This window comes from Gordonia oleivorans, assembly GCF_040044975.1.
Lineage (GTDB): Bacteria > Actinomycetota > Actinomycetes > Mycobacteriales > Mycobacteriaceae > Gordonia > Gordonia oleivorans.
In genome coordinates, this window is record NZ_JBDZDI010000001.1 from 249,237 (window position 1) to 275,065 (window position 25,829).

22 protein-coding genes and 1 pseudogene are annotated in these 25,829 nt (G+C 69.9%); 4 read left to right on the forward strand and 19 right to left on the reverse strand.

Translation table 11 applies throughout. The annotated features are described in order from the left end of the window. Window positions 1–16: 16 nt before the first annotated feature. Window positions 17–1,577, reverse strand: a pseudogene (locus tag ABLE92_RS01075) (MFS transporter). A 98-nt stretch (window positions 1,578–1,675) separates the two neighbouring features. On the opposite strand from ABLE92_RS01075, the gene ABLE92_RS01080 reads away from it, so the two are divergent. Continuing rightward, window positions 1,676–2,143 carry a MarR family winged helix-turn-helix transcriptional regulator gene (locus ABLE92_RS01080; RefSeq protein WP_348802658.1) on the forward strand — a complete coding sequence of 156 codons (468 nt, stop codon included), beginning with the start codon at window positions 1,676–1,678 and terminating at the stop codon, window positions 2,141–2,143. Window positions 2,144–2,201: 58 nt separating this feature from the next. Here ABLE92_RS01080 and tsaD read toward each other — a convergent pair whose 3' ends face one another. The 6 genes from tsaD to alr are packed head-to-tail and all read right to left on the reverse strand — an operon-like array spanning window position 2,202 to window position 7,353. Beyond that, window positions 2,202–3,248: a tRNA (adenosine(37)-N6)-threonylcarbamoyltransferase complex transferase subunit TsaD gene (gene tsaD / locus ABLE92_RS01085; protein WP_348802659.1), complete on the reverse strand. Its 1,047-nt coding sequence runs from the start codon at window positions 3,246–3,248 to the stop codon at window positions 2,202–2,204. After that, complete coding sequence (rimI, locus tag ABLE92_RS01090; RefSeq protein WP_348802660.1) at window positions 3,245–3,802, reverse strand: ribosomal protein S18-alanine N-acetyltransferase; 558 nt, start codon at window positions 3,800–3,802, stop codon at window positions 3,245–3,247. The genes tsaD and rimI overlap by 4 nt, the downstream gene beginning before the upstream one ends. Window positions 3,803–3,828: 26 nt before the next feature. Beyond that, window positions 3,829–4,578 (reverse strand): tRNA (adenosine(37)-N6)-threonylcarbamoyltransferase complex dimerization subunit type 1 TsaB, encoded by a 750-nt coding sequence (tsaB, locus tag ABLE92_RS01095; protein ID WP_348802661.1) that lies wholly within the window; start codon window positions 4,576–4,578, stop codon window positions 3,829–3,831. Continuing rightward, window positions 4,575–5,024: a tRNA (adenosine(37)-N6)-threonylcarbamoyltransferase complex ATPase subunit type 1 TsaE gene (gene tsaE, locus ABLE92_RS01100; protein WP_348802662.1), complete on the reverse strand. Its 450-nt coding sequence runs from the start codon at window positions 5,022–5,024 to the stop codon at window positions 4,575–4,577. The genes tsaB and tsaE overlap by 4 nt, the downstream gene beginning before the upstream one ends. Further along, window positions 5,021–6,151 (reverse strand): alpha/beta fold hydrolase, encoded by a 1,131-nt coding sequence (locus tag ABLE92_RS01105; protein WP_348802663.1) that lies wholly within the window; start codon window positions 6,149–6,151, stop codon window positions 5,021–5,023. Before ABLE92_RS01105 ends, tsaE begins: the two co-directional genes overlap by 4 nt. Next, the gene (gene alr, locus ABLE92_RS01110) at window positions 6,148–7,353 is read right to left on the reverse strand and encodes an alanine racemase (protein ID WP_348802664.1); all 1,206 of its coding nucleotides are present in this window, start codon (window positions 7,351–7,353) and stop codon (window positions 6,148–6,150) included. Before alr ends, ABLE92_RS01105 begins: the two co-directional genes overlap by 4 nt. A 213-nt stretch (window positions 7,354–7,566) precedes the next feature. On the opposite strand from alr, the gene ABLE92_RS01115 reads away from it, so the two are divergent. Further along, the gene (locus ABLE92_RS01115) at window positions 7,567–7,920 is read left to right on the forward strand and encodes a hypothetical protein (RefSeq protein ID WP_348802665.1); all 354 of its coding nucleotides are present in this window, start codon (window positions 7,567–7,569) and stop codon (window positions 7,918–7,920) included. Here ABLE92_RS01115 and ABLE92_RS01120 read toward each other — a convergent pair. From ABLE92_RS01120 to eccCa, 12 genes are all read right to left on the reverse strand, one after another. Then, window positions 7,888–9,378 carry an NAD(P)H-hydrate dehydratase gene (locus ABLE92_RS01120; protein WP_348802666.1) on the reverse strand — a complete coding sequence of 497 codons (1,491 nt, stop codon included), beginning with the start codon at window positions 9,376–9,378 and terminating at the stop codon, window positions 7,888–7,890. The two genes, ABLE92_RS01115 and ABLE92_RS01120, sit on opposite strands and share 33 nt — an antisense overlap. A 6-nt stretch (window positions 9,379–9,384) precedes the next feature. Then, window positions 9,385–11,247 carry a glutamine--fructose-6-phosphate transaminase (isomerizing) gene (gene glmS / locus ABLE92_RS01125; protein WP_348802667.1) on the reverse strand — a complete coding sequence of 621 codons (1,863 nt, stop codon included), beginning with the start codon at window positions 11,245–11,247 and terminating at the stop codon, window positions 9,385–9,387. 6 nt (window positions 11,248–11,253) lie between these two features. Further along, window positions 11,254–12,195 (reverse strand): dienelactone hydrolase family protein, encoded by a 942-nt coding sequence (locus ABLE92_RS01130; protein ID WP_348802668.1) that lies wholly within the window; start codon window positions 12,193–12,195, stop codon window positions 11,254–11,256. 10 nt (window positions 12,196–12,205) lie between these two features. Then, window positions 12,206–12,466, reverse strand: a complete 261-nt coding sequence (locus tag ABLE92_RS01135) for a hypothetical protein (RefSeq protein ID WP_348802669.1) — start codon at window positions 12,464–12,466, stop codon at window positions 12,206–12,208. Continuing rightward, a complete protein-coding gene (locus ABLE92_RS01140) occupies window positions 12,463–13,473 on the reverse strand; it encodes a hypothetical protein (RefSeq protein WP_348802670.1) in 1,011 nt (336 codons plus the stop codon). Before ABLE92_RS01140 ends, ABLE92_RS01135 begins: the two co-directional genes overlap by 4 nt. Then, window positions 13,473–13,853, reverse strand: coding sequence for a hypothetical protein (locus ABLE92_RS01145; protein ID WP_348802671.1), 381 nt, complete (start codon window positions 13,851–13,853; stop codon window positions 13,473–13,475). Before ABLE92_RS01145 ends, ABLE92_RS01140 begins: the two co-directional genes overlap by 1 nt. A 78-nt stretch (window positions 13,854–13,931) precedes the next feature. Further along, window positions 13,932–14,627, reverse strand: a complete 696-nt coding sequence (locus ABLE92_RS01150) for an HAD family hydrolase (RefSeq protein ID WP_348802672.1) — start codon at window positions 14,625–14,627, stop codon at window positions 13,932–13,934. Window positions 14,628–14,638: 11 nt separating this feature from the next. After that, window positions 14,639–15,967 carry a phosphoglucosamine mutase gene (gene glmM, locus ABLE92_RS01155; protein ID WP_348802673.1) on the reverse strand — a complete coding sequence of 443 codons (1,329 nt, stop codon included), beginning with the start codon at window positions 15,965–15,967 and terminating at the stop codon, window positions 14,639–14,641. 1 nt (window position 15,968) lies between these two features. Next, on the reverse strand, window positions 15,969–16,571 hold the full coding sequence (gene rpsI / locus ABLE92_RS01160) for a 30S ribosomal protein S9 (protein ID WP_348802674.1): 603 nt from the start codon (window positions 16,569–16,571) through the stop codon (window positions 15,969–15,971). Next, window positions 16,568–17,011: a 50S ribosomal protein L13 gene (rplM, locus tag ABLE92_RS01165; RefSeq protein WP_348802675.1), complete on the reverse strand. Its 444-nt coding sequence runs from the start codon at window positions 17,009–17,011 to the stop codon at window positions 16,568–16,570. The genes rpsI and rplM overlap by 4 nt, the downstream gene beginning before the upstream one ends. Before the next feature lie 206 nt (window positions 17,012–17,217). Next, on the reverse strand, window positions 17,218–18,570 hold the full coding sequence (locus ABLE92_RS01170; RefSeq protein WP_348802676.1) for a type VII secretion-associated protein: 1,353 nt from the start codon (window positions 18,568–18,570) through the stop codon (window positions 17,218–17,220). Next, complete coding sequence (eccCa, locus tag ABLE92_RS01175; RefSeq protein WP_348803191.1) at window positions 18,567–22,736, reverse strand: type VII secretion protein EccCa; 4,170 nt, start codon at window positions 22,734–22,736, stop codon at window positions 18,567–18,569. Before eccCa ends, ABLE92_RS01170 begins: the two co-directional genes overlap by 4 nt. Before the next feature lie 110 nt (window positions 22,737–22,846). Between eccCa and eccD the strand changes: the two genes are divergently transcribed. Together eccD and mycP are read left to right on the forward strand one after the other, a co-directional pair. After that, window positions 22,847–24,400: a type VII secretion integral membrane protein EccD gene (eccD, locus tag ABLE92_RS01180; RefSeq protein ID WP_425476167.1), complete on the forward strand. Its 1,554-nt coding sequence runs from the start codon at window positions 22,847–22,849 to the stop codon at window positions 24,398–24,400. A gap of 1 nt (window position 24,401) precedes the next feature. Next, window positions 24,402–25,799, forward strand: a complete 1,398-nt coding sequence (gene mycP / locus ABLE92_RS01185; protein WP_348802677.1) for a type VII secretion-associated serine protease mycosin — start codon at window positions 24,402–24,404, stop codon at window positions 25,797–25,799. Window positions 25,800–25,829: the final 30 nt, after the last annotated feature.

The following is a 25,829-nucleotide window of genomic DNA, read 5'->3' on the forward strand; positions in this document are numbered from 1 at the left end:
TGGTGGGTGCAAAAGTTCAGACCTGGCCGCAGAGCTCCCGGTCACCGTCGGCGTCGGCGGTGACATCCGGCGGCGACGTCGTCGACGGTACCCGGATCCGGCGACTCCACCAGGCCACGCCCACCGCACCGATCGGCCCCGCCACCGACAAGGCGCTCACCACCCAGATCGCGGTCGTCATCCCACCGAGCAGCGCTCCCGGGCGGGCCGGCTCGGCGGAACTGGTCAGGATGGCCGTGATGACGGCCAGCATCACCGCACCCCCGATCTGCACGCTGGTGTTGACCAGCCCCGACGCCAGACCCTGCTCGTCGTCGTCGACCCCACTGGTGCCCTGGGCGGTCACCGACGGGAAGGTCAGCGCGAAGCCGATGCCGAGCAGGATGATGGTGGGCAGCAGGAACTCCGCGTACCCCATCCCCGGCTGAACCCGGGCGAACCAGAGGTAGCCGCCGAGGAATGCGGCGAACCCGAAGATCATCAGGACCGGCGTGGGCACCCGGTCCAGTACCCGATCCATCCGCACCGCACTGGCCGCGACGATGAGTCCGGCGGGCAGGAACCCGAGCGCCATCATCAGCGGCGACCACCCCAACACATCCTGCAGATACAACGTCACCACGAACTGGAAGGCGACGTATCCGCCGAACATCAACGCACCGGACACATTGGCATGCACCAGCAGGGTCGACCGCAGAATGCCGAGCCGGATCAGCGGATGCCGATGCCGCACCTCGACCACGACGAACAGCAGACCGGCCACCACCGCCGCCGCGAACACCCCGATCGTCGCCGGCGCACCCCAGCCCACCTGCGGGGCCCGCACCACCCCGAACACCAGCAGCAGCAACGCGGCCGTACTGGCCACCGCACCGAGCACGTCGAACTGCGACCACCGGAAGTGCGTGCGCTCGCCCCGGGGGATCACCCGCATACCGATCACCAACAGCGCCAACGCAACCGAGCCCGGGAACATCAGCGTCGCGCGCCACGACCACTCCGTCAGCAGTCCACCGAAGACCAGACCCAGCGAGAATCCACTCGCACCGCACACCGTGTAGATGCTCAGCGCCCGATTACGGGCCGGACCTTCGGCGAAGGTCGTGGTGATGATGGACAGACCGGCTGGCACCGTGAACGCCGCGGCCGCCCCCTTCACGAACCGCAATCCGACGATCACCCCGTCGACATCGACGAGCCCGCTGATCACCGACGCCACCCCGAACACACCCAGGGCCCACCAGAAAGACCCGTCGTCGGCCGAGCAGATCACTGACCCGCCCGCCCAGGAGCAGCAGACCGCCGTAGCCGAGAACGTATCCGCTCACGATCCACTGCAGCGCGGATTGCCCCATCCCCAGGTCCGCACCGATCGACGGCAGCGCGACGCCGACCATCGAGATGTCCAGGCCGTCAAGGAACAACGCCCCCGCCAGGACCACCAGCAGAATCCAGGTACGCGCCGGCCACCCACCTCCCGAGGTGATGTGGCCGGCCGCAACATGGTCGGACGGGTTGAGCTCTGGCGCGCGGAGCGCCTCCTGATGCGCGATCACATGCGGATCTGTCTGCGTCATGAGGAAAGTATATGCATATGCATTTAATGCTTGTGCATCTATTGATCTCACATAATTTTCTCTTGCATACGAATCTCGTGCGGTGTTAGTATGCGGCCATGAGCAGGGTGTCCGAGCCGACCGCCGCGATCGACACCACCGGGCAACCGGGTGCCGCCGATGACACGGCCGCCGATCATCTGGCGTCCGCCTGGCACGACCTCTCGATCCGTTTCCACCGCATCCAGTGCACCCTCGACCGCGAACTCCACGACCGCCACCAGCTCACGGCCAGCGAATTCGAAGTACTGGAACAACTCTGCGCCGCCGACGGTCACTCGCTGCGGATGAACGACCTCGCCGGCGAGGTGCACCTGACGCAGAGCGCGTTGTCGCGTGTGGTCGGCCGACTCGAGAAGGACGGACTCGTGCACCGGACGATGTGCGCGACCGATCGCCGGTCGGTGTTCGCCGCACTCACCCCCGCCGGGATCACCCGCTACGACCAGGCCCGCCCCACCCAGCGCCGCATCCTGGCCGAATTGTGCGTCGGCTGCCCGGACCTGCTCCGCGAGCAGGCCCGATAAGTCATACCCGGCCGAGTCAGACCTGCCGAGCCGGTCCCGCCGAGACCGACCTGCCTCGTCAGACCTGCGAGAGCTGCACGCTCAACCCGGGATCGGTCGCCACGGTCAGCGGCGACGGCTGCGCCCCGCCGGCGATCACATGAGCACCCAGGGTCGCGATCATCACGCCGTTGTCGGTGCACCGTCGCGGGGTCGGAACCCGCAGGGTGATGCCGGCAGCCTCACACCGCTGCGCGGCCAGCGACCGGATACGCGAATTCGCGGTCGCCCCGCCACCCAGCACCAGGGTGGTCACACCCAGATCCTGACAGGCCCGAACGGCCTTGAGCGTCAACACATCCGCGACGGCCTCCTGGAACGAGGCGGCGACGTCGGCGATCGGCACCTCCACGCCGTCGCGGCGGCACTTCTCCACATACCGCGCCACCGCCGTCTTCACCCCACTGAAGGAGAAGTCGTAGCGGGCATCGCGGGGGCCGGTCATTCCACGCGGGAACTCGATGGCGTGCGGATCACCGTGTGCGGCAGCCTTGTCCAGTGCCGGGCCACCCGGGAAACCCAGGTCGAGGAGCCGGGCGACCTTGTCGAAGGCCTCACCCGCCGCATCGTCGACGGTGGTGCCCAACTCGACGATCGGCTCGGCGAGGTCGGTCACGTGCAGCAGATGGGTGTGTCCACCGGACACCAGCAGCGCCACGCATTCCGGCATCGGACCGTGTTCGAGCGTGTCGACCGCCACGTGCCCGCCGAGATGATTCATCGCATACAGCGGTACATCCCAGGCCAGCGCATAGGCCTTCGCGGCGGCCACCCCCACCAGGAGCGCACCCGCCAGACCGGGTCCGATGGTCACCGCGATCGCGTCGGGACGGTCGATTCCGGCCGTCTCACGGGCCCGCCGCATCGTCGGGACGATGGCCTCGAGATGCGCGCGTGACGCGATCTCGGGCACCACTCCCCCGAATCGGGCGTGCTCGTCGACGCTCGATGCCACCTCGTCGGCGAGCAGCACCGCACGTCCCGGTTCTGCACCCGTGCCGGGTTCCCATCGCACGATGCCGACCCCGGTCTCATCGCACGAACTCTCGATTCCCATCACGATCATGGTTGTTCACTCCTACTGCCGCGCACGTCGTCCGGCGCATCGGCCGACGGCGGCACCTGCGGCTGCTCGGACCGTCGCGGGCGGATCATCGTGTAGGCATCCGCCCCCGACGGCTGGTAATAGCCACGCCGAACACCCGACGTCACGAAACCGTTGCGCTCATACAGTGCGATCGCGGTGTCGTTGTCGACGCGGACCTCCAGGAAGACCGGTGCGTCGAGGGCGTCGGCGACCGCCAGCATCGCCGCGAGCAGGCCGCGTCCGTATCCGAGACCTCGATGGGTCGGTGCCACCGCGATCGTGTGGATCTCGCATTCGTGGTCGCCGGGCGATCCGAGGGTGGATATCCCCGCATAGCCGACCACCTGCGCACCGCGCTCGTCCCGGGCGGCGAAATACCGGTTGTACGGTGCGTTGAGTTCGGCGCGAAAGGCCGCGGCGGGCCACGGTGAATCCTCGCTGAACATCTCGCGTTCCAACGCCGCGCACCGCGGGATGTCCGAATACTCCAACGCGTCGATGATCCCGCCGCCGGTCACCTGCGCACCTGTCACCGTCTCGCCTGTCACCGTCTCGCCTGTCACTGGGCGCTCACCGTTTTGGGCCGCTGATCCTTGCGTTCGACCGCATCGGGCCGGCGCAGGTACAGCGGCGTCAGGGGTCCCGGGGCGGCATCGGCGTAGAGGTCACCACGTGCGGCCTCGACGAGGCCGGCCACCGTCGGCACCGAGACCACCGGATCGCTTCCGGCCCAACCGATCAGGCGGAGATGCTCGGCGGAGCCACCCACCGCGTCGACGGCGGCGGGTCCACCGTCGATGAGATCGGCGACGTGGGCGGGTGCGGTGACCTCGGGGCCGACGCGGCGGTGCCCGCCCGGCCCGTAGAGGGCCCAGTACACCTCGCGGCGACGCGCGTCGGTGGCCACCAGCACCGCCGTCGCCGCCGGCACCGCACGGGCGGTCTCGCGGGCGATGGCGTCCAGCGAACACACCCCGTACGCCGAAATACCCAGGGCGTCGGCGAAACCCGCGCCGGTGGCCATACCCACCCGCAGTCCGGTGAAGGGTCCCGGACCGGTGCCGACGACCACCGCGTCGATCTGATCGCGACCGATTCCCGCCTCGTCCAGGCACTGCGCCATCAGGGTGGTCAGGATCTCCGCATGGCGTCGACCGTCGGCATTCGCCCGCTGCGCGAGTACCTCGACGTCGCCGGTCGGGTGGCACCGCGCCACCCCGGTGACGACGGTGTCGGTCGCGGTGTCGATGACCAGCACGGTGAGCGCCGCGGCATCGGGAGTCTGCGCACCCGAAGTGATTGTGCTCATTGGTGATTCACCCATCCCCATTCGGCGTGACGGACGTCGGTGTCGGGGTCGCGGGTCAACCGCACCAGCAGATGACGGTCGGCGAGACGCTCGGCCACCCCCTCACCCCACTCGACCACCACCACCGCGTCGGCGAGATCGGTGTCGAGATCAAGGGCGTCGAGTTCCTCCAGACCGCCGAGCCGATAGGCATCCACGTGCACCATTCCGGGCCGCCCGTCGCCGCCCGGGCGATGCTCGCGCGCGATGATGAACGTCGGCGACGACACCCTGCCGACGACGCCGAGTCCACGGGCGATCCCCCGGGCCAGCGCGGTCTTCCCGGCGCCCAGCGGACCATCCAGAATCACCAGATCCCCGGCCGAGAGGTCATGTGCCAGTGACTCTCCCAGGCTCTCGGTGTCGGTGACGTCGGGCAGCTCGCGGGTCTGCACCCCGGTACTCATGCACGCACCTTGCGCCGTTGCCACCACCGTCGGGGTGGCTGCGGCAGCGCCACCCGGGCACGATCGAGGAGTTGATCGATCGCATCGGTGACCCGATCGGGTTCCTCCATCAGCACCATGTGCCCGGCACCGTCGACGACCTCCATCACCGAATCGGCACCGAGTTCCCCGTAGAGGCGCAACGAGTTCGGCAGCGGTGTCATCTTGTCCGCGTCCCCACAGACGACCACGGTCGGCACCTGCGCCAGGATCGGCAGGGCCATCATCTCGTCGTGCCGTTCGAGCGCGCCGAGGAAGTTCACGACGGTGGTGATGGGCGTGTTCTGGATCATCTTCTCCACCGCACGGCCGGCGGCCGGGCTGTGGAAATCCGGCCCGAAGCTCGCCTCCACCAGCACCGGTTCGAGCGCGAGGCGGGTCAGGTCCCGTCCGGCCTGGATGACGCGCGGGGTGCGCCGGGCCGCCAGTGCGAAGGCGTCGAGCAGCGGATTGCGCAATCCGCGACCGAGTCCGGCCTCGGTCAGTCCACTCGCGGCCGTGGCCACGAGCGCGACACCGGCCACCCGGCCGTCCGGTCCGAAGTGATGCGGATGCCGATCGGCCAGCTTCATCAGCGACATGCCGCCCATCGAATGTCCCACGAGGACAACCGGTCCGGCGGGCGCCATCGCCTCGATCACGGTGGCGGCATCGTCACCGAGGCGCGCCATGGTGCACTCCTGCGCCGGCGCGGCGTCACTGGCTCCGTGCCCGCGCTGGTCGTAGAACACCATCCGGATTCGCCGGTCGGCCCACCGCCGGGCGAGGTCGTAGCGCTGGAAGTGCCAGCTCGCCATCCGCAGGCTGAACCCGTGCGCGAAGATCACGGTGAACTCCGGCGTCTGTCCGGGTTCGAGGCCGCCGAGATCGACGGTCCGGACCGCGAGGGCCAGGCCGTCGTCGGTGGTGACCGTCGTGGCGGGATCGTCATAGATCGTGGTGAAATCGATTCCGGCATAGGCATCGTCGCCGCGGGCCATCCGTCTGCGGGTGACCGCGGTGCGTGCGGCGCCCGAGGCCACCAGGCCGCCCAGTGCCGCCACGCCCGCCAAACCCGCTGCCACACCGAATCGTTCGGTGGTGTTCATCGGCGATCCCCCGTCGCTGTATGTCCGGCCACCTTGTGTGCGGTCACCACTGAGTCGCTCGGCGATACCGATGATCGGTGCACCCGGGCGGCGCGGCCACCGATACGCGACAGGATCTCGTAGTCGATGGTGCCGATGGTCTCGGCCCATTCCTGCGCCGTCGGGCCGCCGTCGGCACCGGTGCCGAAGAGTTCGGCCACATCCCCCTCGCGCACGTCGCCCGTTCCGCTGTTACTTCCGTCGGGTCCGAGGTCGACGACCATCTGATCCATGCAGACCCGGCCGATCTGCGGGAAGTCCCGGCCGTTGATGCGGGCCCGCAGCCGCCCGGACACCAGGCGGGGTACCCCGTCGGCGTATCCGGCCGGGATGACCGCGATGGTGGTGTCCCGTTCGGCCACCCAGGTGTGGCTGTAGGACACGCCCTGTCCCGCCGGGATGCGTTTGACCAGTGCGATCTCCCCGGTCAGGGTCATCGCCGGGATCAGTCCGAAGTCACGTCCGGGGATAGGGACACCGCCGTAGAGGGCGATACCGGGCCGGACCAGGTCGTAGGCGAGATCGGCACGGGTCAGTGCCGCAGGCGAATTCGCCAGATGCATCACCTGTGGCGCCGCACCGAGCCGGGCCAGGTCATCGCGTGCCTCTTCGAGCCGGTGCGCCTGAAGCGAATTCAGCGGGTGATCGGGTTCGTCTCCGCGGGCGAGATGGCACATCAGGCCGCGCACCCGGACCGCGTCGTCGGCGACGGCCTTGGCGAGATCGTCGGCGAAGTCCGCCCATTCGTCGGGTGCCACGCCGCTGCGTCCCAGCCCGGTGTCGAGCTTGACGGTGACGGTGGCGGTGGTCCCGGTGGCCGCGGCGGCATCGAGGACCGCGGCGAGTTGCCTGCGTGATGACAGCGCGAGGTCGACATCGGCGGCAATCGCCGCCGAGAAATCGGCCGAGTTCGTGTGCAGCCACGCGGTGATGTGCGCGTCGATGCCGGCCGCACGCAGGTCGAGCGCTTCGCCGATGACGGCGACCCCGAGTTCGCTCGCCCCGGCGGCCAGGGCGGCCCGCGCCACCGGGACCGCACCGTGCCCGTAGGCGTCGGCCTTGACCACCGCGATCACACCGGCCCCCGACGCCGCGCGCACCACGCCCACGTTGTGGGCGATCGCGTCGAGGTCGATGGTTGCGGTCAGCGCTGAGGTAGTCATCGGCGTCCATTGTCCCAGATGACGCGGAGTGCTCTGCCGACCGAGGCGACGGTCGCGGTGACTGGTCCGTCACTCTGAACGGCATCGTGACCAGCACCACGTGAGGTGCGACGGTGAGGTACCCAACCGACCGGTACTCCTCGGCCGATCACGCAGCCACGGCAGGTGTTTCTACGCATCCGCCGACGTTCCGGGCGGTGTTGGGTGGTGGGCATGTCTGACCCGCTGCCGTATCCCGCGCCATCACCCAAGTCCCGCGCACTGATTCTGACCTGGGTGTTCGGCCTGCTCACACCGATCTTGTTCGCCGCCCTGACATGGATCTTCTTCCTCTCCCTCGACGCGGCCTTCAACGCGCCCGACGAGGAGGCCCAGCGCTATTACCTTCCGGCAGGCTGCTTCGCCGCGGCAACCCTGGTGTCGGCGACCACCGCGCTCGTGTGCCTGATCGCGGCCTACCGTCACAAGCCGCCCGCGCGCACCACCGAACTCGGCTTCGCGACCACACTCGTGGTCATCGGTTGCCTGATGGCGTTACCGTCGCTGCTCGTGCTCACGACCGTGTGAGGTCAGCAGCTCGCGGATCGCCGGTCGCAGCGCCCCGAGCAGTGCCGACGCCCCGATGGGTGCGCCCCGCGAGGCCAGCGCGGCGGCGTGTGCGTGGACCCGCGCGGCGGCCGCACCGGCCCAGGCCGGTGGCAGGCCCGCGGCCAGCAGCGACCCGGCGATCCCGGACAGCACGTCCCCGGCGCCGGCGGTCGCCGCCCACGACGAGCCGGCGTCGTTGCCGTAGACGATCCCGTCGGATTCGGCGACGAGCGTGATCCGGCCCTTGAGCAGGACCGTGACACCCCAGCGTCGGGCCAGATCCCGGACGGCGGCGAGCCGGTCCGGGCCGACGGGTTCACCGGTCAACCGCGCGAACTCGCCGGCGTGCGGGGTCAGCAGGGTCGGCGCGTCCCGGCCGACGACAAGGTCGTGGTGATCGGCGATGAGGGTCAGGGCGTCGGCGTCCACCAGTACCGGCAGATCGGTCGCCAGGACCGTACGCAGGGTCTCCAACGCATCGTCGTCGGTGCCGGCCCCCGGCCCGATCGTCCACGCCTGTACCCGCCCGGCGTCGGCGAGCTCGGCGACGGAGACGACCTCGGGGAAGTGTGAGACCACCTCGGCGTGGGCGGACCCGACATATCGGGTCATCCCGGAGGTCGCGGACACCGCGGCCCCCGAACACAGGATGGCCGCCCCCGGATACCGATGAGAGCCGGCGATGATGCCGACGACCCCCTGGGTGTACTTGTCGTCGTGCGGCCCGGGGACCGGCCAGCTCTCGGCGATGTCGGTGTCGGTCAGCGCATACAGGTGCGTGGCCCCCGTCGCCCCTGCCACGCCGGGCGCCGTCGGCTCCCCGTCTGCGTCCTGCGCCAGCCCGATGTCGACGAGCACCACCCGCCCGCACTGCGGCGCGGCCAGCAGATGGGCGTGGCGGCGCACACCGAACGTGACGGTGATGTCGGCCCGCACCGCGGGCGAGTGCACCTCGCCGGTGTCGGCGTCGACACCGGAGGGCAGGTCGACCGCGACGACGAGGGTGCGCGGGTCGAGCGCGGCGAACACCGCCGCGGCCGCCGGGCGTAACGGTCCCCGACCGCCGATGCCGACGACACCGTCGATGACCGCGTCGAGTCCCGTCGGCAGCACGTCGACGACGCGGCCGCCGGCGCGGCGGAGCGCGGCGAGCCCGCCGGGATGGGCCTTGTCGGGCGCGAGGAGCAGGGCACTGACCGCGACGCCCCGACCCACGAGCGCGGCCCCGGCGTAGAGGGCGTCTCCCCCGTTGTCACCGGCGCCGACGACCACCCCGACGCGGCGTCCGTGGCAGCCGCCCGCGCGGGTGAACTCGTCGATCACCGCCTGCGCCACCCCGTGCGACGCGCGGCGCATCAGCGTGCCGTTCGTCAGCAGGTCGCCGGTCGCGCGTTCGGCCTCGCGGACCCGTTCGGCGGTGACGTAGGTGACCGGCATGGCTGTCTATTCGACGGTGACCGACTTGGCCAGGTTGCGGGGCTTGTCGACGTCGTAGCCGCGGGCCTGGGCGACACTGGCGGCGAACACCTGCAGCGGGACGGTCGAGACCAGCGGCTGCAGCAACGTGGGCGTCTTGGGGATCGGGATGAAGTGATCGGCGACGGCGCGGGCCGAGTCATCGTCGGGTTCGGCGATGACGATGGTCCGCGCACCTCGTGCCTGGATCTCGCGGATGTTGCTGACCATCTTCGAATGCAGCACGGCACGACCGTCGGCCGACGGCATCACGATGATCACCGGCAGGCCGTCGTCGATCAGGGCGATCGGGCCGTGCTTGAGCTCGCCGGCCGCGAAACCCTCGGCGTGCATGTAGGCGAGTTCCTTGAGCTTCAGCGCACCCTCGAGGGCCACTGGGAAGCCGACGTGGCGACCGATGAACAGCACGGTGTTGTGGTGGGCCAGGGATCGGGCGAGTTCCCGCACCGGTTCCATGGTGCCGAGGACCTCGCGGACCGCGTCGGTCATCGCCTCCATCGCGGCGAACTCGCGGGCGACCTCGTCGGAGTACTTGGTGCCGCGGGCCTGCGCGAGCGCCAGACCCACCAGATAGGCGGCGGCGATCTGCGCGAGGAAGCACTTGGTGGAGGCCACCCCGATCTCGGGTCCGGCGTGGGTGTAGAGCACCGCGTCCGACTCGCGCGGGATCTGCGCACCGTTGGTGTTGCAGATGGCCAGCACCCGCGCCTTCTGCGTCTTGGCGTGCCGGACCGCTTCCAGGGTGTCGGCGGTCTCACCGGACTGCGAGATCGCCACCACCAGCGTCGACCGGTCGAGCACCGGATCGCGGTAGCGGAACTCGCTGGCCAGTTCCACCTCGACGGGCAGGCGGGTCCAGTGTTCGATGGCGTACTTGGCGAGCATGCCGGCGTGGTAGGCGGTGCCGCAGGCCACCACGAAGACCTTGTCCACGTCGCGGAGATCCTGATCGGACAGCCGCTGCTCGTCGAGCACGATCCGGCCCTCGTCGAGGTGACCGAGCAGGGTGTCGGCGATCGCGGCGGGCTGCTCGGCGATCTCCTTGAGCATGAAGAAGTCGTAGCCGCCCTTCTCTGCGGCCGCGAGATCCCAATCGATGTGAAAAGGCTTGCCCGCCTGCGGATTCTGATCGAAGTCGGTGATGGTGAAGCTGTCCGCGGTGATCACCACGACCTCGTCCTGCCCGAGTTCGACGGCGTCACGGGTGTGCTCGATGAACGCCGTCACATCCGAGGCGACGAACATCTCGCCGTCGCCGACGCCCACCACCAGCGGGGTGGATCGTCGCGCGGCGACGATGGTGCCGGGATGGTCGGAATGGGTGAAGACGAGCGTGAACGCCCCCTCGAGTCGACTGAGGGCGGCGTACGCGCTGGCCACGAAGTCGCCGGCGGTGGCGCCGTGGGCGTACTCCCGCTCGATCAGGTGGACCGCGGTCTCGGTGTCGGTGTCGGAGCGGAACTCGATGCCGGCATCCTCGAGTTCGGTCCGCAGGGGGGCGTAGTTCTCGATGATGCCGTTGTGCACCACCGCGATCTTGCCGTCGGTGCTGACGTGCGGATGCGCGTTGCGGTCGGTGGGCTGCCCGTGGGTGGCCCAGCGGGTGTGTCCCATGCCGGTCGTCCCGGCCAGCGACTCCCGTCCCACCGTGGCGATCTGCTTGTCGAGGTTCTCCAGCCTGCCGGCCTTCTTCTCGACCGCCGTGTGACCACGGCCGTCGAGGATCGCGACCCCGGCGGAGTCGTATCCGCGGTATTCCATCCGTCGCAGTGCTTCCACCACGATGTCGAGGGCGTCACGGCTGCCCACATATCCGACGATTCCACACATAGAAGGTCAGGGTACCGGGATTCTGCGGGCGATCCGGCCACGCTGATTGCGCGGTTTGGCGCCCAGCAACCGGGACACGTGATCCAGCTCGCCCTCCGTGGTCTCCGACGGATCGCTGACCACGGTCTTCTTGATGATCTCCGAGGCATCGGCGAACCCGGCATAGCGGTCGTCACCGGCCACCGCATGCAGCAGAAAGCCCGTCGTCAACGCGCGGACCTGCGTGTGGGTCACCTTGTCGGCACCGTTGATGCCGAGCAGCGATTTCGGTGAGCGGTGTTCGAGGAATCCCTTGCTGGTGGCCCCGGGCAGGGTGCGCAACACCACATCGCCGCCGTAGGCCTGCGCCAGCGGGCGGGCGTTGGCGTCGAACGTGTCGAGGGCCGTACCGGCCGCGAGAACCAGACCGGGCGCGCGGACCTGCGCCGCGGCGGCCGGGAGTATCGGGGTCGTCGGCGCGGGGAAGATCGCGACCACACCCGACGTCGACACGGCCGGTTGGCCGAGGACGACCTCGTCGGAGGCCGCGATCACCGCGGCCGCCGCCCCGAAGCCATGGCCGAGAAAACCGATGCGGGCCGGATCCGCGGTCACGGTGCCGTCGCCGAGGGGCGCGTAGGACACGATGGTGGCCGCCGAGCGCATCTCGGCGGCCAGACCCACGTCGGAGGCGAAGGGTCCGCGTTGGCCCTCGGGTACCGCGACCACGAAGCCCCAGGACGCGAGGTGATAGAGGAAGTCGCGATAGCGACCGGCCCCGGTGAGCCAGCCGTGCCCGAAGGCGAGCACGGGTCGTCGGGTGCCGTCGGCGGGCGCGAACACACGACCCTCGATGCCGACGATGCCGAGACCACCGGCGAGCACGCGGTGCGGACCTCGCCGGGTCAGCTCCTTCATCAGCTTCTCCGGGGGCGTGGAAGGTTTGCGGGAACGCTTCTTGCCGGGCACGTGTGACAGCCTATGCGTTCGGACGGCCCCGATGGGGACTGGCCTCGGACATGTCCGCGGGCAGCAGGATTCGGGGGGTGGCGGTGTCGCAGGCGTCCGCCGCGGCCTGCAGTTCGGTGCGCAGGTCCGCGACGTCGTTGCGGCGGGTCTGCTGGTGTTCGCCGAGTTCGGCGGCCAGACGCAGTGTCGTCTCACTGAACCGGCGTGACTCCGCGGTCACCGTGGCGACGGTCCGGCGCGCGATCATCTCGATCTGCTCGGCGGCGTTCACTGATCACCCGCCAGTGCGAGGTCGGATTCCGGAAGCGAGGGCGACGGGGATGGTGCGGGAGGCGGCGGCATCGGCGCGTGACCTCCCAGCGCGTGGCCGGGTTGCCCGGACTTGGATATGACACCGGAATCTGTTGCCTCACCGGATGTTTCGTCAGGAACGACCACATCGGACTTCTGCGCCGTGAGTGTCAGCGGTACGTCGGCCGCATTGTCCTTCGTACTCGGGTGCCCCACCGCCGACGCGTCGGCTCCGGTGCCGACGCCGGTGCTGACGCCGTGGACGACGTCACCGGTGGATTCCGCGGCCATACCGCTGTCGTCGCCGGGGCCGTACCCACCGCCCGCGCCCGCCAGACCCGACTCCGCCCGCACGTTCGACGGCGGTGACCAGGAGCCGGCCGAGGTGGCCAGCTGTTCGAGGATGGCCGAGATCCCGGTGCGGGTGGAATCGGCCGTGGTGTGCAGAAGATGCACCCGGGCGCCGATGTCGGCGGCGACGACGGTCAGGGGCACCCGACCGGACAGGACGGCGGCGGGGAGTTCGCCCGGCGGGACGCCGGCGATCAGCGGCGTGGACAGGCGCGCGACGGTCAGATACCAGGTGCGCAGGACCTGATCGATTCCCGACGCCGCCGCGGCCGTCGCGTCGGCGACCGAACGCAGCGCCTGCAGATCGGCCTCGGCGCGCCGCTGATGGTCGACGGCCAGGGTCATCGCCACCGCACCGGCACCCGACGACCAGGCGTGATCGAGTCGGACCTGCTGTTCGGGGAGCCGGTGCCACAGATCGGCGACCACCCGGTGGACGGTCTGCAGGCGATGCGCATCGGCGGACAGCCGGGTCAGGTCGAGGGTCCCGACCTCACGCAGTGTGGTGCGGACGTCGTCGTCGGCAGGCACCGTCACCCCGATGGTGCGCCCGACACCGAGCACCGTCACCAGGTCCTCCACACCCGCGACGGCCCGATCACGCAGCACCGCAAGGGTTTCCGGCTCCCGAACCATCAGGACGCCGGCTCCGGATCGGCGGATGCGGCCACCACCCGGGCCGCTTGCGCATCCGCATCGGCGAGCGCCGCCAGGCCGTGGGCCAGGATGTCGGCCAGCCGGGCCGCCGATGCGGCCTGCGCGGCGAGGCCCTGCGCGAGCGCGCGGCCCATCTCGCCGACCCGCACGCCGAGGTCGTCGGCCAGTGCGTGATCGGGCAGTGCGTGATCGGGCAGGTCGCCGCACCCGCCACTGCTCCACGCACCGAAGTCGTGGGCGGTCAGATCATCGGTGGCGGCCGTCAACACGTGCGACGCACGCCGGTAGAACGCGATCACCTCGGCCACCTCGTCCGCATCGATCGCGACATCATCGACCGCGACATTCGACGATTCCACGTGGTCCCCCTCCCGTCGTGAGACGATTGTGACCCACGATCCCCCATCTGTGCCGGAGGAATCCACAACTACCGGTACTCAGTGCAGCAGGCCGTGCGCCCGGACGGCGTCGGTCAAGGCGCTCGGACGCCCGGCGACCGGGACGTCGTGCACGAGTTCGAAGGCGCAGCCGAGGCGGGTGGCACCGCCGTCGGCTTCGGCGCTGTCGCCGATCATCAGCGCGTCGTAGGCCGGCACACCGAGCGGCTCGAGGGCGGCGTGGAAGATCCGTGGGTTGGGTTTGATGGCGCCGACCTCATACGACAGCGCGAAGGTGCCGATCGTGTCGGCAAGTCCGTGCAGGGCAAAGACTTTCCGGAGATCGAAGGCGATGTTGCTGACCACGCCGACCGGCACCGACGCGGCGGCGAGTCCGGTGAGCACGGTGGTGGTGTCACCGAAGGGCACCCACGAGTGCGGGTCGAGGACACGTTCGTACAGCGATTCGGCGTGCCCGGGGGTACGCAGACCGGATGCCCGAAGCACCGCGAGGTAGGCGCGGCGATGCTGTTCGGGATCGAGATCGCGTCGTTCCCAGGCGATCCGATCATCGTCGACGATGTCGGCGGGCAGCCCGACGGGCTGGGTCATCCGGCGCATCAGTTCGGCCTGGGCGTCGACGTGCAGTGGCTCACCGTGCTCGTCGTGCAGGTCGGCGAACCACTCGTCACGCGCCTCGAACCGGAACAGGGTGCCGGAGAAGTCGAACAGGACGGCCTTCGGTGCGCCGCTCATTCGACGGGGCCTCAGGCACCCGCGGTGGCGACGACGTCGGCGACGCGCGCGGCGATGGCGTGCGCCAACTCGGCGGTCGGCGCTTCCACCATCACCCGTACGAGTTGTTCGGTTCCCGACGGCCGCAACAGGATTCGGCCCTGATCGCCGAGCTCGGCCTCGGCCGCGGTGACCGCCTCGGTCACCGAGATCGCCACGGCGACCGCATGTTTGTCGGCCACCCGGACGTTGATCAGCTCCTGCGGCAACGTCGTCATGACTCCGGCCAGATCGGCCAGACGTGTGGCGCTCTCCACCATTTCGGCCATCAGCAGCAGGCCGGTGAGGATGCCGTCGCCGGTGGTCCCGGAGCCGGGGACGACGATGTGCCCGGACTGTTCGCCACCGAGCGAGTAGTCACCGCGGCGCAGTTCGGAGAGCACGTACCGATCGCCGACGGCGGTGGTGTGCAACGAGATTCCGGCCTCGCGCATGGCGATATGCAGTCCGAGGTTGCTCATCACGGTGGCCACGAGGACACCGTCCCGCAGACGCCCGTGACGATGCATGGCGCTCGCCAGGATCGCCATGATGTGGTCGCCGTCGACGAGTTGGCCGGTCGAGTCGACGGCCAGGCAGCGGTCGGCGTCACCGTCGTGGGCCAGGCCGAGGTCGGCGCCGTGTTCGAGGACGGCGGCCTGCAGCTTGCCCATGTGGGTGGAGCCGCAGTCCTCGTTGATGTTGATGCCGTCGGGATCGGCGTGGATCGGGATGACCGTGGCACCCGCGGCGGCGTAGACGTGCGGCGCGACGTGCGAGGCGGCGCCGTGCGCGCAGTCGACGACGACGGTCAGCGCGTCGAGTCGCACATCGATCGCGGCGGCGAGGTGACGGGCGTAGCGGTCCTCCGCGTCGGGTGCGTCGGAGAGTCGGCCCACGCCGGCGCCGGTGGGGCGCGGCAGGTCACCGTCCATCGCGGCCTCGATGCGGTCCTCGATCTCGTCGTCGAGTTTGTGTCCGCCGGCGCCGAAGAACTTGATGCCGTTGTCGGGCATGGGGTTGTGCGATGCGGAGATCATCACACCGAAGGCGGCGCCGTAGTCGGCGGTCAGGAAGGCGATCGCCGGGGTGGGCAGCACACCCACCCGGATCGCGTCGACGCCGGAGGCGGCCAGCCCCGCGCAGACCGCGGCCTCGAGCATCTCGCTGGAGGCGCGGGGATCGCGACCCACCACCGCGCGGGGGCGTGGGCCGGTACCGAGAACGAACGCGGCGGCCGAGGCCAGGCGCAACGCGAGCTCGGAGGTGAGCTCGGCGTTGGCCAGGCCTCGGACGCCGTCGGTTCCGAAGAGGCGTGCCAAGTCAGCGCTTGGAGTACTGCGACGCCTTGCGGGCCTTCTTCAGGCCGTACTTCTTGCGCTCGACCGCACGCGGGTCACGCGTCAGGAAGCCGGCCTTCTTCAGGGCCGGGCGATCCTCCGGGGTGACCTCGATGAGGGCACGGGCGATGGCCAGACGCAGCGCACCGGCCTGGCCCGAGGGGCCGCCACCGACGAGCTTGGCGTAGATGTCGAACGACTCGGTGCGCTCGACGGTGACCAGCGGGGCCTTGATCAGCTGCTGGTGCACCTTGTTCGGGAAGTACTCCTCGATGGTGCGGCCGTTGAGGGTGAACTGGCCCGAACCCGGAACCAGACGCACCCGCACCACGGCCTCCTTGCGGCGGCCGACGGTCTGGATCGGGCGGTCGATGACGACCGGCGCACGATCCACGGCCGGCTCGGCGACGACATCGGCGTCGGCGTCGTAGTCGTCGGAAGCGGCCTCGACCTCTTCGACGGCCTCGACGGCCTGCTCGACGGCGGTCTCGGCGGCAGCGGTGTCGTCACCGGCAGCGGCCTGGGCCTCGGCGGCATTCTCCACGGCGGCCTCGACGGCCTCGTCGGAAATGTTCTCGTTGGTCACTGGGCCACCTGCTTGATCTCGAAGGGGACGGGCCGCTGCGCGGCGTGGGGGTGATTCGGGCCGGCGTACACCTTGAGCTTCGACGCCATGGCGCGTCCCAGCTTGGTGTGCGGCAGCATGCCCTTGATGGCCTTCTCGACCACGCGCTCGGGGTTGGACTCGAGCAGCTCGGCGGTCGTCTGGACCTTCAGGCCACCCGGATGCCCGGAGTGCCGGTAGTTCAGCTTGCGCTCGGCCTTGTTGCTGGTCAGGGCGACCTTGTCGGCATTGATGATGACGACGAAATCGCCACCGTCGACATGCGGGGCGTAGGTCGGCTTGTGCTTGCCGCGGAGCAGGTTCGCGCTCTGCACGGCCAGCCGGCCGAGCACCACGTCGGTGGCGTCGATGACATGCCACGTGCGTGTGATGTCACCGGCCTTCGGGGTGTAGGTAGGCACAGTTGGTCCTCAACTTGTCTGTGATCGGTGCTGGTCAGGCACGATGGCAGAGGTTGTTCCGGCGACCAGTGGGGACCCGGGCCTCGACTACCCGCACACCACGACGGCATGAGGGTGCCACGCACCAGCGATCCAGAGTACGGGAGCGGCCCCATCGGGGTCAAAACGCTGTCTGAGCTGGCCGGTAAGGGCACCAGAGGCGGGGACTATCGGGCGGCGATCCGGGCCGATTCGACCGCCTGCACGCACGGCCCGTCCACCGATTGGCCGCCGGTTCCGGCCTGACATCCGATGCTGACCTGGAGATCGTGTTCGACCAGGACGTACCAGCGGATCGGTGCGCCGGACGCCGGTGCCTCGCGGTAGCTGATCACATCCCGGCCGGCGAATCGGGTCGAGGGCGAAAACTCGCTGACCACGTCGTCGCCGCGCTGTCCGATCCGGTTACCCATGCTCACGCCCACCGACGCCGGTGTCGATCCGGCGCGGATCGGCGATTGCACGAGGATGAGCCGGGCGCCGTCGTCGGGAGCGACGAAGACGGTGCGTGACTGGGACGGTGACCGGGTCGCCGGTGACGCCGGCGCCGAGCCCGGTGCCGGCGGGTCGTCGCGGTGCCAGGCGGGTGGGATCAGCATCGACGTGCGGCCCACCGTGACGGCCAGCGGTGTGGGCGGTGGTGATTCGTCGGTCTGGACGATCCCCACCAGCCCGGCGATCGCGACGACGATCACCGCGGCCATCGCCGCGGCGGCCCAGGCCCACCGCCGTCGACCGGCGCGCGAGGTACTCGGCATCGCCTCCGCCGCGGCGTCGGCCCAGGCCGGGTCGGTAGCGGCGGATCCCGCCGAGCCGGCCGTCGACGGCGCCCGGGTGACCAGGCGCCGGTCGACCCGCACCACCCGACCGGCGACGGTGTGTTCGGTGATGGTGTCGACGGCTCGGGTCACCTCGGCGGCGGTGACCCCGTCGACGAACACGGCTTCGACGCCGTCGTCGATCACCGCCTGGACCGCGGCGGAATCGGTCGCGTCGCCGACCGCGCGCAGGATGCCACTCGCCTCGATCTCCCACCCGGTCGGGATGCGGCGCAACCGCTGCACGTCCCACCGGGGAGAGCGGCGGCCGTCGTCATGGTCGGGAAGGGCGGTCGTCTCCACGACCGCGCACCGCGAGACGGTGACGTCGGCATGGGTGCGGGCGATCTGCACCGCGCGGGGCAGCACGTCGATGTCGGTCGGCACCATCGCCGCGGCGCGGCGCAGCACCCCGGTGCGCACCGATCCCCAGGTGCTGGGGTGGGTGAGGATCAGCGGAGTCCATCCGACCGACTCGGCGATCGCCGCGAACACCGCCGCCCACCGCGCCGGTGCCGGCGCGGCGACACCATCGACGACGATCGTGTCGGCGTCGATGGCGTTGAGCAGCGCGGACACATCCGGGCCCGCCCCCGCATCGCCGAGGACCACCTGCCCGTAGGCGAGGTCGATGACGGTCGCCCGCCGGGACACCACCGGCGCCGGCGGGTGGGCTCGCGGTGGCGCCGTCGTCGCGGTCACGAGGACACCTGATCGGAGATGCCGACCTGGATCATCTCCGCCGGCCGGCTGCGTGAGATCAGTTCACCGCGCCCGGGAACGAGTCGCTGCAATCGCGAGCGTCCGGTGATGTAGCCCTCGTCCCGGTCACCGCTCATCAGCAACATGTCGCAGGACAGGTCGCGCAGCCGGGCGATCACCGGGTCGAACATCGCCCGCCCCAGGCCGCCGGATCGGCGTGCGAGAACGATGTGCATCCCGATGTCACGGGCGTGCGAGGCCAGATCCAGCAGGGGCAGCATCGGATTCGCCGACGACGTCGCGACCATGTCGTAGTCGTCGACGATGACGTAGACGTCCGGGCCCGACCACCAGCTGCGGTCCTTGAGCGCATCCACCGTGATGTCCTCGGGTGGAAGGCGTTGGGTGAAGTAGCCGGCCAGTTGGCGCATCATGGCCGTGGCGTTGTCGTTGGAGCTGGCGTAGCCGGCGAGATGGTCACCGGAGATCAGGCCGAGCATCGTCCGCCGGTAGTCGACCAGCACGATCTTCACCTGTTCGGGCGTCGACCCCGAAACCAGGCCGGCGACAATGGTTCTCAGCAGCGTCGTCTTGCCGTGCTCGACGTCGGCAAACGCCATGAAGTGCGGCTGCGCGGCGAAATCCAGTATCACCGGCGCCAATTCGAGTTCGCCGAGGCCGATGGCGACCTGGGTGACCGGCAGTGGTCCCCGTTCGGCCGTGACGCGTTCGGCAACGTGGGACATCGCGATCTCGGTGCCCAGCGTGCGTACCCGCATCGCCCGACGGTCGCCGTAGGCCAGCGAGATGGCGTCGACCGCCATCTGCGCACCGACCGGGAGCGACGTGGGCGTAGGGTCGCCGTCGAGCCGCGGCAGCGCCACCAGCAGGTGCATCTCGTCCGGGCTCAGTCCGCGGCCCGGGCGGTTGTGCGGAACAAGTGAGGCGGCCCGGCGCCCGACCTCGGAATCCATGGCGTCGCCGAGACGTAGTTCGACACGGCTTCCGATGAGGTCACGCATCGCCGGTCGGACCTCGGCCCACCGGGTGGCCGTGATCACCAGGTGGACACCGTAGGACAGCCCCTGCGCGGCGATCATGGAGATCTGCTCCTCGAGGAATTCCATCTCGCCGCGCAGCACGCCGACACCGTCGAGCACCAGGAAGACGTCGCCGTGCGGGTCGTCGGCGAGCGGATCGTCGGGGTCGGTCCGTCCGGTGCCCGCCCAGGCGGCCCGGCGCTGTCGATAATCCTGCATCGACTCCAGACCGGCCCGCGCGAAACGCAATTCGCGGGCCCGGATGACCGCGGCCACCTCGGCGACGGTGCGACGCACCGCATCCATGTCGGCGCGCGTGGCCACCGACCCGACGTGCGGGAGCCCCGCCACCCCGGCGAGCGAACCGCCACCGAAATCGAGGCAGTAGAACTGCACCTGCTCGGGTGTGTGCGTGGCCGCCGCGGCCACGATCAGCGTGCGCAGTGCCGTCGACTTGCCCGACTGCGGTCCACCCACGATCGCGACATTGCCTGCGGCCGCGGACAGATCCAGGACGTGCACGTCCCGCCGCTGATCGAAGGGTCGGTCGATGATGCCGATCGGCACCCGCAGCGCGCCCGGCGGTGCGGGCGCGGAGTAGTCGCGGTCGCCGACGAGTGCGTCCACGGTGGGCGAGGAGTCCAGGGGCGGCAGCCAGACCTCGTGAGCCGGCGGACCGTATCCGACGATACGCCCCACCAGCGTCTGCAGCAGCGTGGGCACCGTCACCGAACCACCGTGCTGCGCAGCAGGATTCGGACCTCCGGCACCCGGCTCGGGGGGATCGGGCATCGACGTCGCCGGTGGGGTCTCCTCGAGCAACGCGGCCGCATTGTCGAGGACCGAACCCACCACCGGCGCGCTCTCGGGTGGCGGCGGCCCATCGAAGGGCACGGGTAGCGCGGTGAAGACCTTCATGCGGGCGCGGGGACCCCGTGCCTCGGCCGCACCGAACTCGTCGGGCGAGCCGTGCACCGGCGGGTGATACGGACCCGACACATAGGAGGTGTTGAAGCGGACGGGTTCACCGGAGTCGGCCTTGAGATATGCCGAACCGGGCACGCTGGGCAGATGATAGGCGTCCGGAACGCCGAGCACCGATCGTGACTCGTTGGCCGAGAAGGTCTTCAGTCCGATCCGATACGACAGGTGCGAATCGAGCCCACGGAGTTTCCCCTCCTCCAACCGTTGCGAGGCCAGCAGCAGATGGATGTGCAGGGACCGTCCCAGACGGCCGATCGCGACGAACAGTTCGGCGAAATCCGGTTTCTGAGAGAGCAATTCGGAGAACTCGTCGACGACGATGAACAACGCGGGAAGCGGTTGGAGGGGTGCCCCGGCCAGCCGGGCCTGTTCGTACTCGGTGACGTTGGCGAAATTTCCCGCCGAGCGCAGCACCTCCTGCCTGCGGTTCATCTCCCCCGAGAGGGCATCCTTCATCCGGTCGACCATCGCCAGTTCCTGCTCCAGGTTGGTGATGATCGCCGCCACGTGCGGGCTTCGCTCGAGTCCCAGAAAGGTTGCGCCACCCTTGAAGTCGACGAGAACGAGATTGAGTTCGGCGGGTGAGTGGGTGGCCAGCAGGGCCACGACGAGTGTCCGCAGGAACTCCGATTTCCCCGAGCCCGTCGCTCCGATGCACAGGCCGTGCGGTCCGGTACCGCCGTGGGCGCTCTCCTTGATGTCGAGTTCGACGGTCGAGCCGTTCGGGGTGTAGCCGATGGGCACCCGTAGTCGTTCCCGTCCGGATCGGCCGCGCCAACCCGACGCCGGATCGAATCGCGACACATCGTCGATGCCGAGCAGCGCGGGCAGACCCGGATCGACGGCGGTGGCCTCCGCGTCGAGGCTGGCGATGCTGGCCGCCGACGCGAGGCGGTAGCGTGCCAGACGTCGGGCCATGGCCTCACACTCGGCGATCGACACGCCGTCCCTCGTGGCGAACTCCTCGACGCCGAATGCGCTCCGCGCGGACACCGTGTCATCTCGAACCACCAGGGACAGACCACGTCTGGCGGCCAGCCCGTCGGCGGGCGCCGTGAGATCGACGACGGTGACACCTTCCATGCCGGCGTCGTTGATCAGCCGTTCGCCACCCTCGATGAGACCGTCGTCGATGATGACCACGAGGTGGGGCCGGCCCGGGGTGGGTGGGGCCGAGCGGCTGAACCGGCCACGCTCGGACAGTTCGGTGGCCAGCGCGAGCTCCAGATCGCCCAGGCTCGGGAAGATCATCCGCATCGGACCGATGGCGTCGGCCAGACGCGGATGACCCACGTGCGGGAGCCATTTGGCCCAATCCCACGCCTCTCCGACCGGATCGGCGGTGACCACGGCCACCCGCAGGTGATCCGGACCGTGGAAGACACACAGTTCGATCACCATGGCCCGCACCAGGTCCCGGGTCTCCTGCCGGACGCCCTCGATGTTGAGGGCCGGGAAACCCCGCAGCGACACCGCCGTCGGCAGCCGGTGGACCGCCGAATGGGTACGGACGAACCGGCGCAACGCCACCATCGACACCGGTTCGATGTCCTCGAGCGGCCCGGTCTCCGGCGGGACCAGTCGCGTCGCCAACCGTTGCGTGCCGACACCGACACGGACGTGGGCGAAGTCGCTGTCGGTGGGACGCCGCTCCCACATCCGCCGGCCACCGATGACCTCGGCCAGCGACCGCGGGTCGGGATGGCTCCAGGACAACGCCACGCGCTGGGCCCGGGCGGTCTCGTCGACCTGGCCCCGCAGTTGCGCCAGATACCGGAAGTAGTCCTTGCGTTCCTCGTTGAGTTCGGCCGCCTTCTTCCCACCGCCACGTCCGCCGGCCGCGAACATCCCGAACATCGACATCAGCATCATCAGCGGGAACATCATGAACAGGGGGTTGGAGAGGATATTGCGTCCACCGGTCGCGAACATCAGTCCGACCATGCCCACCACCGCAACGATCATGACCACCGGCAACAGCTTGACCAGCAGATTGCCGGGCACCACGCGGGGCACGTCCGGTGGTTGCGCGATGTTGAGTTCACCACCGGGCATGCGGGGCGGCGTGATACGCGGTCGCCGCACGAAGCCGTCCGTGAGCACCAACCAACTCCCCCTCGTCAGTCCACCCGTGCCGACCATCTCCGCGCCGTCGTGACGGGTCGGGTTATCCACCGCCGGCAGTGGCCCGGGTCACCCGGACCGTGATGTCCGGTTATGGTAACTGCGAACCAGCGGGGAGGTAACGGTAGATGTCACTTGTGGATACACGGTCAACGGGGCACCCGGTCACATCGATACCGCCGGATTCCGCGCCGTCGGCGGATACCCCCACAGTCGAGCCCACGATGGTGCGGGTGTCGGTGCTCGGTGGCAACACCCAGATGGACGTGGCACTCCCGGCCGGTGTGCCCATCGCCGCGCTGATGACCGATCTCATCGCCCACGTCGAATCCCGCAGTCCCCGGCGCAGCCGGAGCGATGACCCGGATGGCGATGCGGCGTCGGAGGGTTCGCGACCCGACGATCACCGTCACCGGTGGACCCTGTCGCACATCGGCCGACACCCACTGCCCCTCGAGCGGTCGCTGGCGGAGTGCGGGGTCCGCCACGGCGACCTGCTGGTGATCTCCCGGCTGCGTACCGGCGAGGCACCGGTCCTCTACGACGACGTCGTCGACGCGGTCGCGCGGCTCAACGAGTCGCATTTCGCCAACTGGTCTGCACGTGCCGCCCGGATTCTCGGTTTCTCCGCGACGATCCTCGCGTCGTTGGTCGCCGCGGTGAGCCTGTGCGGCATGCGTGCCCAGCACAGTGACTGGTGGCCGGCGATCCCGGCCGCGCTCGCCGCCGTCGCACTGATCACCGCGTCGACGATCGTGGCGCGTCATCGTCGTGACGGAGCCACCGCCGCGGCGTTGTCGGCGGCCGCGATCCCGCCCGCATTCGCGGCCGGGATGCTGGGCGTGCCCGGCACTTTCGGCTCCGCCGGAGTGAGCCTGGGGTTCGCGAGCGCACTGGTGTGTGCGGTGATCTCCTATCGGTGTTCGGCGGCCGGGCCGGTGATCCACAGCGCGGTCATCACGGCATCGATCCTGGGTGGTTGCGCCTGTGTCGCCGATCTTCTCCTGACCGCGCCCGGTGGTGACGTGGCGGCGGTGACCGCGGTGGTCGGCCTGGTGGTGATCGGCCTGGCGCCACGGCTGACCATCGTGCTCGCCAAACTGCCGCTTCCGCCCGTGCCGACGGCCGGGGCACCCATCGACATCGACGACGCGGAGCCACCCCCGACCATCGAGGGGATCGGCGCGATCGGCGCCATCGCCCTACCCAAAACCGATGCACTGGAACGTCGTTCTTACCTGGCGAACGCCTACCTCACCGGGATCGTCGCCGGATCGACGGTGATCACGGCGGTCGCCGCCGTTGTGACGGCCACCCCGTGGGCCGGAATCGACTGGCGGTCGATGTCGTTGGCGATGATCGTCGCCGTCGTGCTGTGCCTGCGCGGGCGGTCGCACTCCGATCTGGCGCAGGCCGCCACCCTGGTCACCGGCGGGTGTCTGACGCTGGCCGCGATCGTCGCGTCGTGGGCGCTGGGCCCGGGGATGTGGCCGCTCGCCGGTTTCGCCGTGGGTGTCCTCGCCATGATCGCCGCCATGATCGGCGGGGTTGTGGCTCCGCGACATGCGTTTTCGCCGGTGATGCGTCGGCTGGCGGAGCTGACGGAGTACGCGCTGATCGCCGTGATCGTGCCGCTGCTGGCATGGATTCTCGACCTGTATCAGACCGTCCGGAATCTGTGAGATGACCTCGGACACCGCGTCGGGTGCCCGGCGTGTCCTGGCCGCAGCGCTCACCGCGGTGATCGTCGCACTGGGCGGCGCGGCGCCTGCGTCCGCCCTGACACCGCCGGTCATCGACACGGGCGCACTCGTGCGTTCGGCGCCGGTGGCACCGCCGGAACGCACCGAACAGCGGACCCTGTGCGCGCGGCCCCTCACCGCACCGTCCCCCACCCGGGTCCCGCCCGCGCAGCGGATGATGAATCTCGATGACGCGTGGCGGTTCTCCCGGGGCGCCGGGCAGCGCGTCGCGGTCATCGACACGGGTGTGTCACCGCACCCGCGCCTGCCCCGGCTCCGCGGTGGTGGCGACTACGTCTCGGCCGGCGACGGCCTGTCCGACTGCGACGCGCACGGGACACTGGTCGCCGGGATCATCGGCGCCGCACCGTCATCCGACGATGCCTTCGTCGGGGTCGCGCCCGATGCCTCGATCATCTCGATCCGGCAGTCGAGCGCGGCGTTCGACGCCGCCGACCGCCGGCGGGAGGATTCCGATCCCGCGGTCGGCGGCGGCTACGGGTCCGTGTCGACACTGGCGAACGCGGTTGTCCGGGCCGTCGATCTCGGTGCCACGGTCATCAACATCTCCGAGGTGGCCTGTTCGTCCGCCGGCGACCGTCCCGCCGATCGAGCGCTGGGCGCGGCCGTCCGCCACGCCTATGAACGCAATGTGGTGGTGGTCGTCGCCGCTGGCAATCTGTCACAGGGATCGGCCTGCGCACAACAGAATCCGGCACCCGATCCCGCCGACACCGCGGGCTGGGGTTCGGTGGTGACCGTCGCCAGCCCCGCCTGGTTCTCCCCGTATGTGCTCACCGTCGGTGCGGTCGATGCCGGTTCGGGTGCCCCGAGTTCCTTCAGCCTGCACGGCCCGTGGGTCGACGTCGCCGCCCCGGGGACCGACATCGTCAGCCTCGACAGCACCCCGCGCAGTTCCGCGCTGGTGAATGCCCTGCGCAGCGACTCCGGCCCGGTTCCGGTGCTGGGCACCAGCTTTGCCGCGCCCTACGTCGCCGGGACCGCCGCGCTGATCCGCGCCCGCTACCCGCAACTGTCGGCGGGACAGGTGATGGACCGCATCATCGCCACGGCCCACGCGCCCGGGACCGGGCACGACCAGGCCATCGGTTACGGCGTCATCGATCCGGTGGCGGCCCTGACCGCCGAACTCGGTCCCGCGGTCGAGCCGGCCACGTCGGCGCCGATCGCCGCCCCGGCAGCCCCGCCGGTCGTCGACCACACCGCCCGCAACGTCGCCCTGATCGGCGTGGCGGTGGCGGTGACACTGGTGATCGTGGTGCTCGCGCTGTCGTTACCGCATCGTCGGGTCCGCCGACTCGAACCCGACGAGTACTGAGCGGTCGGCTCCGGAAGCTGCGCGCGCAAC